This is a genomic window from Bartonella sp. AA1HLJMS (assembly GCF_042197445.1).
Classification (GTDB): domain Bacteria; phylum Pseudomonadota; class Alphaproteobacteria; order Rhizobiales; family Rhizobiaceae; genus Bartonella.
Window position 1 is genome coordinate 41,871 of the sequence record NZ_JBHIRW010000012.1, and the last position, 9,814, is coordinate 51,684.

General features: G+C 39.1%; 9 protein-coding genes. 2 read left to right on the forward strand and 7 right to left on the reverse strand.

All coding sequences use genetic code 11. From position 1 onward, the window contains the following. Positions 1-10: 10 nt before the first annotated feature. The 6 genes from dxs to ACFIQE_RS05035 all read right to left on the reverse strand — a co-directional run bounded on the left by dxs (position 11) and on the right by ACFIQE_RS05035 (position 6,629). Positions 11-1,918 (reverse strand): 1-deoxy-D-xylulose-5-phosphate synthase, encoded by a 1,908-nt coding sequence (gene dxs / locus ACFIQE_RS05010; protein WP_375707340.1) that lies wholly within the window; start codon positions 1,916-1,918, stop codon positions 11-13. Between the two features lie 241 nt (positions 1,919-2,159). Beyond that, positions 2,160-2,414 carry an exodeoxyribonuclease VII small subunit gene (locus ACFIQE_RS05015; RefSeq protein ID WP_375697192.1) on the reverse strand — a complete coding sequence of 85 codons (255 nt, stop codon included), beginning with the start codon at positions 2,412-2,414 and terminating at the stop codon, positions 2,160-2,162. Positions 2,415-2,421: 7 nt separating this feature from the next. Beyond that, positions 2,422-3,525, reverse strand: coding sequence for a 3,4-dihydroxy-2-butanone-4-phosphate synthase (ribB, locus tag ACFIQE_RS05020; protein WP_375620649.1), 1,104 nt, complete (start codon positions 3,523-3,525; stop codon positions 2,422-2,424). Between the two features lie 15 nt (positions 3,526-3,540). Continuing rightward, entirely contained in the window at positions 3,541-4,629 is a 1,089-nt protein-coding gene (gene aroC, locus ACFIQE_RS05025) for a chorismate synthase (protein WP_375707341.1), read from the reverse strand. Positions 4,630-4,777: 148 nt separating this feature from the next. Beyond that, the gene (gene fabI, locus ACFIQE_RS05030) at positions 4,778-5,596 is read right to left on the reverse strand and encodes an enoyl-ACP reductase FabI (protein ID WP_375620647.1); all 819 of its coding nucleotides are present in this window, start codon (positions 5,594-5,596) and stop codon (positions 4,778-4,780) included. 127 nt (positions 5,597-5,723) lie between these two features. Next, complete coding sequence (locus tag ACFIQE_RS05035) at positions 5,724-6,629, reverse strand: DnaJ C-terminal domain-containing protein (protein ID WP_375620646.1); 906 nt, start codon at positions 6,627-6,629, stop codon at positions 5,724-5,726. A 325-nt stretch (positions 6,630-6,954) separates the two neighbouring features. Between ACFIQE_RS05035 and pdxH the strand changes: the two genes are divergently transcribed. After that, the gene (pdxH, locus tag ACFIQE_RS05040; protein ID WP_375628318.1) at positions 6,955-7,578 is read left to right on the forward strand and encodes a pyridoxamine 5'-phosphate oxidase; all 624 of its coding nucleotides are present in this window, start codon (positions 6,955-6,957) and stop codon (positions 7,576-7,578) included. A 236-nt stretch (positions 7,579-7,814) separates the two neighbouring features. Here pdxH and ubiA read toward each other — a convergent pair whose 3' ends face one another. Next, complete coding sequence (ubiA, locus tag ACFIQE_RS05045) at positions 7,815-8,819, reverse strand: 4-hydroxybenzoate octaprenyltransferase (protein WP_375620644.1); 1,005 nt, start codon at positions 8,817-8,819, stop codon at positions 7,815-7,817. Positions 8,820-8,909: 90 nt separating this feature from the next. Here ubiA and purD point away from each other — a divergent pair. After that, the coding region (purD, locus tag ACFIQE_RS05050; protein WP_375707342.1) for a phosphoribosylamine--glycine ligase at positions 8,910-9,814 on the forward strand (905 nt) is incomplete at its 3' end.

A 9,814-nucleotide genomic window follows, 5' to 3' on the forward strand; every position in this document is an offset into this window, starting at 1 on the left:
CTCGAATTTTCTATCCTGTTCGAATCTCGCGTCCCAAAACAGCAAAAACCGTGTTTAAAATACCCATAGCGTCAAGTCCGACACGTGAAAGAACTTTTTCTGGTGAACCATGATTCAAATATTCATCAGGAAATTTTAGTGTACGAACTTTCAAACCATGCTCTAAGAGCCCTTCTTGCGCTAAAAATTGTAATATGTGCGCTCCAAATCCACCGATTGCCCCTTCTTCAATTGTCACCAATACCTCATGCTCACGTGCCAAACGACGCATCAAATCTTTATCTAAAGGTTTTGCAAACCGTGCATCTGCAACCGTTGTAGACAATCCTTCAACCTCCAACGCATCAGCAGCTTGCAACACTTCTGACATCCGCGTTCCAAAACAAACCAAAGCGATTCTATTTCCTTCACGCAGAACGCGCCCTTTTCCAATTTCTAATAACTCACCACGTTGCGGTAAATCTATACCAATCCCCTCACCACGCGGATAACGAAAAGAAATTGGTCCCTGATCATAAGCTGCAGCTGTACGCACCATATGCATCAGTTCAAGCTCATCAGAAGGTGCCATAACAACAAAGTCAGGAAGAGTGGCCAAAAAAACAATATCAAAACTTCCAGCATGTGTTGCACCATCTGCCCCCACAAAACCTGCTCGGTCAATAGCAAAACGTACCGGTAATTTTTGAATTGATACATCATGAATAATTTGATCATAAGCACGCTGTAAAAAAGTAGAATAAATTGCAACAAAAGGCTTATACCCTTCACAAGCAAGTCCTGCCGCAAAAGTTACGGCATGTTGCTCAGCAATACCAACATCAAACATTTTTTCAGGAAAATTTTTCGCAAAAGAATCAAGGCCTGTCCCTGTTGGCATCGCTGCTGTTATGCCAACAATCTTATCATCATTGCGAGCTTCTTCTATTAAAGCTTTAGAAAATACCTTGGTATAGGGTAGAATATTACTTGATGCTTTTACCTGTTTTCCTGTCGTGACATCAAAACGATTAACACCATGATATTTATCAGACGAGGCCTCTGCAGGTGGATATCCCTTTCCCTTATGGGTTACAACATGCACCAAAACAGGACCATTAGGATATTCACGAACATTTTTAAAAACAGGCAATAAATGCCCCAAATTGTGCCCATCTATGGGTCCAACATAATAAAAGCCAAGCTCATCAAATAAAGTTCCCCCAACCAAAAGGCCACGCGCAAATTCCTCTGAACGACGAGCTTTATCCAAAAAAAACTTTGGCAATTTTTCGCTCAACATCTTTACGCGTTCACGCAAATGACGATAAGAAGGACGAGACACTAATCGTGCAAGATGTGCACTCATAGCACCTGTAGGTGGTGCTATAGACATATCGTTATCATTAAGAACAACAATCAAGCGTGCATTCAAAGCACCAGCGTTGTTCATGGCTTCATAAGCCATGCCCGCAGACATTGCACCATCACCAATGACAGTTATGATATTGCGTCTTGTCTCTGCTTTCAAAGCACTTGCCACTGCCATACCAAGCCCCGCTGAAATAGAAGTAGACGAATGCCCCGCTCCAAATGGATCATACACACTTTCTGAACGTTTTGTAAAACCAGATAATCCGCCCTCCTGACGTAATGTGCGAATTTTTTCTCTACGCCCCGTTAAAATCTTGTGTGGATAGGTTTGATGACCAACATCCCAAATAATCCTATCCTCTGGTGTATTAAAAATATAATGTAATGCAACAGTGAGCTCAACAACACCAAGTCCCGCCCCAAGATGACCGCCTGTTACAGAAACCGCATCAATTGTTGCGGTCCGCAACTCATCAGCCAACTGTACCAAATCAGACTCAGGCAATGCCCGCAAATCTTGCGGAAAACAAACACGGTCAAGCAATGGTGTTAAGACCTGAGACAAAAAAAATCCTTCCTATTATCTTAACTCAAGAAAACACAATGATAAAAATATATCTTCTCTACTCTTTTATTACAGTTTTGCATCTTTTTTACTGAAAAATGCTCTTTTCTATTTGAGATGAGCTATAATTTCCTCATTTTTAACTTATTTTATAAAAAAGAAATCATTAAAACTTTCTGTTTATAAACTAAGGTTATTGCTTCTCTTAAGTCCCACAATAAATATCCAAAAAGATTTAATATTATTGAGCATCAAGTGGTTCCACTCCTTCTGGAAAACCTTCTTCTGAAAGCTGGATTTTTTCAACTTTAGCTTCAGCAACTCTTAAGAGTTTTTCACAATGCTTTTTAAGCGCTTCACCGCGTTCATAAATATCAATGGATTGTTCCAAAGGCACATCGCCACGTTCCAAATTTTCGACAATAACTTCAAGTTGCTTAAGCGCTTGCTCAAAGCTTAAGGTCGTAATATCCCCCTCTTGTATCTCTTTTTTCATATGAACCTCAAAAAATATCTGTTCTGGATATACGAACTCCAAAACCTTCCAAACCTACATAATGATGCTCTTTAGAAGCATAAATAATAACAGAGCCTATTCCTAAATATTTTAAAATTTGTGACCCTAAACCAATTTTGCGCCATTCTTCTTCGCGTTCAATCGCCTGCACATGGTTTTCTGAATTGTTTCTTGTCATGTTTTGAATACCAACAGTTGATTGTATAACAGATCCTTCACGCAAATAAATAAATACGCCACGTTTTTCTTTTTCCATCATACGCCGCATCATCACCATAATATCTGAAGTTTGACAAAAAACGTCACTTATAATGTTTTCATGATGTAAATGCACAGGAATATTCTCACCCTCACGGACATCACCAAAAACAATTGCAATATGCTGAACGACTTCCCAAGGGAGTTGATAACTTTGAACAATAGCGGGACCTACGAATGTTTCAATAGGCATTTCTCCAACATGCTTGATCAATATTTCCTTACGTTGGCGGTAAGCAATTAAATCTGCAACCGTTATAATATGCAACCGATGTTCTTGCGCAAATTTCATAATCTGATCGCCATGTTTAACGCTTCCATCATCATTAACTAACTCACCGATAACACCAACCGGCGGCAAATTAGCTAATTTACATAAATCAACAGCGGCCTCCGTGTGACCTGAACGCATAAGCACTCCCCCTTCATGCGCAATTAAAGGAAAAACATGCCCTGGACGAACAAAATCATCCGCACTTGCATTTGAATTCGCAAGATTACGTACAGCTAATGTACGGTCATGTGCTGAGATCCCTGTTGTTATGCCGTGTTTAAAATCAACAGTAACCGTAAATTGCGTCCCATGTGCAGAGTTATTATCTGGTACCATAGGAGAAAGATTAAACCGTTTTGCTTCTTTTTTTGGCATAGGTGTGCACACAATACCTGTTGTGTGACGAAGAATAAACGCCATCTTTTCTTCTGTACAATGCGCTGCAGCAACAGTTAAATCACCCTCATTTTCACGGTCATCATCATCTGTCACCACAACAATTTCACCGCGTTCAAAAGCTTTAAGTGCAGAAACAATTTTTTTTTCATCATACGCCATTGTTCACCTTTTCAATCACCCAACTTGACCGCGATGTCTTAGATAATGGTCAGCAATAGCACAAGCAACCATCGCTTCACCAACAGGAACGGCACGAATCCCAACACATGGATCATGACGTCCCTTTGTTATAACGTCTATATCATGACCATCAACATCAATGGAACGACGAGGTGTTAAAATTGATGAAGTAGGCTTTACAGCAAAACGCGCAACAATTGGCTGTCCACTCGATATTCCCCCTAAAATACCACCAGCATGATTGGATAAAAAAAGCGGTTTTCCATCATTTCCCATTCGCATTTCATCGGCATTTTCTTCTCCCCTCAAGCGGGCTGCCGCAAAACCATCACCAATTTCCACACCTTTTACCGCATTAATCGACATAAGTAACGAGGCAATATCTTGATCAAGCTTTGCGTAAATAGGGGCTCCTAAACCTGCCGGAACATTTTCTGCAACGATCTCAACAACCGCACCAACAGATGTCCCCTCTTTACGGAGTTTACTGATATAGTCACTAAAAATGTGAACCATCTCTGCATCAGCTGTAAAAAAAGGATTATTATCAACCTCTGACCAATCCCAACGATCACGATTAATATTATGAGGACCAATTGCTATCACTGCTCCTCGTACAATCAAACCAGGAACGATTTTACGAGCAAATGCACCTGCTGCAACACGTGCTGCCGTCTCCCGTGCCGAAGTACGTCCCCCGCCTCGAAAATCACGAATGCCATATTTAATATCATAAGTATAATCCGCATGTCCTGGACGATACTGATGAGCAATTGCTCCATAATCTTGAGAGCGTTGATCTGTGTTTCGAATCAACAGAGAAATTGGTGTACCTGTTGTCACCAATGTCGTTCCATCGTCTTGAACAACAACTCCTGAAAGGACCTCTACTTCATCTGGTTCTCGGCGCTGCGTTGTGTATTTTGATTGTCCTGGCTTGCGTTTATCAAGATAAGCTTGAACTTCTGCAAGAGTAAAAATAATTCCAGGTGGACAACCATCAATGACACAACCAAGAGCAGCACCATGACTTTCACCCCATGTTGTTACACGAAACAAATGACCAAATGTATTATGCGACATGAAAAAAGATCCATTTCTCTGTCAAATATATACAACGATAACGTATGTTGTGTGCTATACACAAAACAGCTCTTTTCTCCCAAATACTCTTGGACACCTTAAATTTGGTCAAATTACTGCTGTCTAATAAAATCTTATAAACCAAACTTTATTCTTTAACGACAGAAATGTCTGGGGCATCAACTGCTTTCATACCTATGATATTATAACCCGAATCGACATGATGGACTTCACCGGTAACAGAACGAGACAAATCTGAAAGAAAATAAAGCGCAGAATCACCAACCTCTTCAATTGTTACCGTACGACGTAATGGAGCATTATATTCATTCCATTTTAAAATATAACGAAAATCACCAATACCAGAAGCCGCTAACGTTTTAATTGGTCCAGCAGATATAGCATTAACACGAATATTTTGGGGACCTAAATCTACCGCTAAATATTTCACGCTCGCTTCAAGAGCGGCTTTGGCAACCCCCATTACATTATAATTGGGAACAACCTTTTCTGCACCATAATAGGTTAGTGTCAAGATTGAACCACCATCTGGCATCAATTTTTCTGCACGCTTCGTTAGAGCTGTTAGCGAATAAACGGAAATATTCATGGTCATCATAAAATTTGATTCGCTGATATCAATATAACGACCACTTAATTCATCTTTATCAGAAAAACCAATAGCATGAACTAAAAAATCAAGTTTTCCCCATTTCTTCTCTATTTCTCTAAAGACCGTATCAATAGAGACACTGTCAGAAACATCACAATGTCCACAAACAAATCCATTTAATTCTTCAGCCAAAGGCTCGACACGCTTTTTCATTGCTTCACCCTGATAGGTAAAAGCAAGCTCTGCCCCTGCGCTACTTGCCGCTTTAGCGATTCCCCAAGCGATGGAGCGATTATTGGCCAACCCCAAAATTAAACCACGCTTACCGTACAATAAACCATTACCCTTAGCCATCAGCACTGCCCCATTGTTACTTAAAATTAGTATTATTCACCTGCCTATGACACAGGTCAACTTTTTCTTCAAGCAATTGGTTTAAAATCAAACAAAAACTACGCTTTTATATATAAAATTTTTAAAATTAATCTTGTTGCATTTGCAAAAACTGTTCTAGTGCGGCGGCATTTTCATCTCCCGGCAACATAATGCGAACATGCACATAAAGATCATCTCTTGTACCATTTTTTAAACGAAGCCCTTTCCCTTTCAACCGTAAAACGCGATCAGAACTTGACCACGCAGGAATCGTTAAAACCACACGCCCCTCCAACGTCTCAACTTCTTCTTTTGCTCCCAAAACAGCATGTTTGAGAGAAACTGGTAAATCAAGATGGAGTGCTCTTCCTTCAACCCGAAAACGAGGATGTTTTTGAATCTGAATGGTTATTAACGCATCTCCTGCTTGCCCGTGAGGTACCTCTTCTCCCTGACCTTTTAAACGAATAGTCTGTCCGTCTTCAATATAATCTGGCAGTTTAATTTTTAACTTTTTTCCATTTGGAAAAACAGCTTCCACCTTTTCTGCGCCAACCATCTGCTCTAATGTTATGGCAAGATTAGCACGAACATGTGCTCCTTGTTGGGGACGGTTATAGTGTGTAGAATTCGAAAAGCTACCTCCTCCTCCAAACAGATCCCGAAAAATATCACTCGCATCAAAACTTGCACCACCTGAAGAGGAAAAATCAAATCCCTTTGCTCTTCCTGAAAAGGGATTTTGTTTATTGCTAAAATTTTCACCAGCACCATAGGCTTGATAAAGCGGTTTTCCTTCCATATCAATTTCACCGCGGTCAAATTGTGCCTTTTTATCTTTATCACCTATAATTTCATAGGCTTGATTAATTTCAGCAAATTTCTCTTTAGCCTTTGTATCATCTTTATTATGGTCTGGATGATATTTCTTCGCTAATCTTCTAAATGCCGATTTAATCTCTTGCGATTTTGCGGTACGTGCCACACCCAGAATCGTGTAGGGATCACGCATATTGCCCTCTTTTCAATTTCTTCGTTTTCAAAATATCAACTGATACGTTGTTCAATATCCCTTATAGCTTCATCAGTCTATTCTAAAGAATAATTTCTTCTTTTCTCTTTATATGTCTATCAATAAACTAAAATACCAGATAAAATGAGATATTTATTTAATATAGCTCCTTGTAGTCTATGCTAAAGTAAAAATAATTAAACTACCATAGAAATACACGATAGCATTGGCTTTTTGAAAATAAGAAAAAATGGTACTGTGACTTCTTGATGATAAAGTAAATGAGAAAATGCCTCACCCATGCTCACTGATATTTGGAGAAACTATGAGCAAAAAAATACCAACAGATGATCATTTTATGCAAATGCAAAAACCTTTTGAACTTTTCGCAAAGTGGCTTGAAGAGGCAACGATAAGTGAAATAAATGATCCGAATGCTATGGCATTAGCAACAGTTGACGAAACAGGACTCCCTAATGTTCGTATGGTTCTCCTCAAAGACTACAGTCCCCAAGGCTTTGTCTTCTATACCAATTATGAAAGCTGTAAAGGACAAGAAATTTTAAAATCAATGAAAGCATCCTTAGGTTTTCATTGGAAATCACTCCGTCGTCAAGTCAGAATTAGAGGAATCGTTGAAAAAGTAAGTCAACAGGAAGCCGATGCCTATTTCCAATCGCGACCACGTGGTAGTCGAATTGGTGCATGGGCCTCTAAACAATCTCAACCTTTAGACAATCGTTTTGTGCTCGAAAAAGCAATTGCTCAATATACTGCGCGTTATGCTCTAGGCAATATTCCACGACCACCTTATTGGTCTGGGTTTCGTGTTAAACCCCTTTCTATAGAGTTCTGGTGCGATCGCCCATTTCGTTTACATGATCGTCTGCTTTTTACACGGGATTGTGTTGAACACAGCGATTGGAAAAGACAAAAACTTTATCCCTAATCCTTCAAACTTCATCGTTATGAAGATTTTTTCTTCGCAACAATTAAACAAATATTTTTTATTCGAAAAATTCTAAAAGAAGCTGATTTATTTTATTTAAATAGAAGAATTTTATTTTCACTGTAAAGGTTAATTGGTGATATTTTCTACTGTATTGCTTAAAAATAGATTAGCAACAAGCTAATTAAAAAAACATACTGTATTCAATAGAAACTATGATTTTAGCTAACTTATTTTTAGACCGCAGAATAAAATATCATCCATATACCCCCACATACTAAACCAGCAAAAATCACAAAACCAATAAGCGAATTAGATTTGAAAAGCCTGAGGCATTGTGAACTATCATCTATATCAATGACTTTAATTTGAATAAACATATGGATGCTTGCCACAAAAATCCCAAAAAAACTAAGAACAGGAACTCCAGCTAAATAAAATGCTAGACTAACGAACATCACAAAACCACCATACAAAAATACTAAAGCACGCTTGGTTGCTTTACCAAAAAGAAGAGCCGTAGAACGGACACCAACAGTAATGTCATCTTCTTTATCTTGATGTGCGTAGATTGTGTCGTATCCTATGGTCCACAAAATTGATCCCACATAAAGCAAGATTGGTGCCCAGCTTAAACTTCCAAAGACAACAGCCCACCCCATTAATGCCCCCCAATTAAATGCAACGCCTAAAAAAAACTGCGGCCAATATGTTACGCGTTTCATAAAAGGATAAAATGCAACAGCTATCAATGACGAAATACCTAGAAAAAAACTAAACCTATTAAATTGTGATAAAACAACTAAACCAACTAAACATTGCACAAGTATAAAAACTCTTGCTTGCAACCGACTCACATGACCTGTCGGCAATGGGCGAGAACGTGTCCTTTCTACCTGAGCATCAATTTTATGGTCAATAAGATCATTCCAAGTACATCCTGCCCCTCGCATAGCAATAGACCCCAGAAAAAAAAGAAAAAGATACCAAACCCAATGAAGAAACATTGATAAAAGAGTATCGTAATGCATGTTATAAGAGAAAAAAGCCATTGTTGTTGACCAAAAACAAGGCCACATCAACAATTGCCAACCGATAGGCCGATCCCAACGCGCCAATTGCGCATAAAACCATAAGGAACGGGGAAGGAAGCTGTAGACCCATTGTTTGGAAGATGCATCCATAACCCGTCCTTGGCTATCATAGGACTGAACATGCGCGATATTTTTATTTTTTTTCATCAAATGATTTACCTTTGGTCTTGCGATAGAGACATTTCATTCTTATGAGAAGGGGATGAGATTAATTATCTTTTATGAGAGGAGCAAGCAATGAATATTCTTCTTATTGGCTCAGGTGGACGAGAACATGCTTTAGCATGGAAAATAGCAGCATCACCACTGCTAACAAAGTTATATTGTGCTCCTGGAAATCCTGCAACAACAGAATTTGGTGAAAATATTAATTTGAACATTGATGACCATCCCCTTGTTATTGATTTTTGTAAAGCACATTCTATTGATCTTGTAATTGTAGGACCAGAAGCACCCTTGGTGGCGGGTATAACAGACTCTCTTAATAGCGCTAACATCTGTGTATTTGGTCCTACTCAAAAAGCTGCTCAACTAGAAGGTTCAAAAGCCTTTACAAAAGATTTATGTCGGAAGAATAACATTCCTACAGGAAGTTACCAATGCTTTAATGATGCCTCTAAAGCTAAAGCTTACATTCAGCAACAAGGTGTTCCCATTGTTATTAAAGCTGATGGCTTAGCAGCTGGCAAAGGTGTCGTGGTTGCAACAACTATGGAAGAAGCGTTTAACGCAGTTGATGCCTGCTTCAAAAGTACATTTGGAGATGCAGGAAACAAAATTGTTGTAGAATCTTTTCTTGAAGGTGAAGAAGCAAGCTTCTTCTGCCTTTGTGATGGTAAAGTTGCTCTTCCTTTTGGATCTGCTCAAGATCATAAACGTGTAGGTGATGGGGATACTGGAGCAAACACCGGTGGTATGGGTGCTTATTCACCAGCGCCCATCATGACCCAAGAAATAGTGAATCGTACTCTCAAAGAAATTGTTGAACCAGCTTTAATAAGCATGAAAGAAATGGGCGCCCCCTTTAAAGGTATTCTCTTCGTCGGATTAATGATAACGCAAAAAGGACCCGAATTAATTGAATTTAACGTACGATTCGGTGATCCTGAATGTCAAGTTTTAATGATGCGCCTCAAAGATGA

Coding starts and splice junctions, on each gene's coding strand:
- ACFIQE_RS05015 (WP_375697192.1), bottom strand. CDS start 2,414: ATGAAAAAAGAGATACAAGAGGGGGATATTACGACCTTAAGCTTTGAG.
- ribB (WP_375620649.1), bottom strand. CDS start 3,525: ATGGCGTATGATGAAAAAAAAATTGTTTCTGCACTTAAAGCTTTTGAA.
- aroC (WP_375707341.1), bottom strand. CDS start 4,629: ATGTCGCATAATACATTTGGTCATTTGTTTCGTGTAACAACATGGGGT.
- fabI (WP_375620647.1), bottom strand. CDS start 5,596: ATGGCTAAGGGTAATGGTTTATTGTACGGTAAGCGTGGTTTAATTTTG.
- ACFIQE_RS05035 (WP_375620646.1), bottom strand. CDS start 6,629: ATGCGTGATCCCTACACGATTCTGGGTGTGGCACGTACCGCAAAATCG.
- pdxH (WP_375628318.1), top strand. CDS start 6,955: ATGAGCAAAAAAATACCAACAGATGATCATTTTATGCAAATGCAAAAA.
- ubiA (WP_375620644.1), bottom strand. CDS start 8,819: ATGAAAAAAAATAAAAATATCGCGCATGTTCAGTCCTATGATAGCCAA.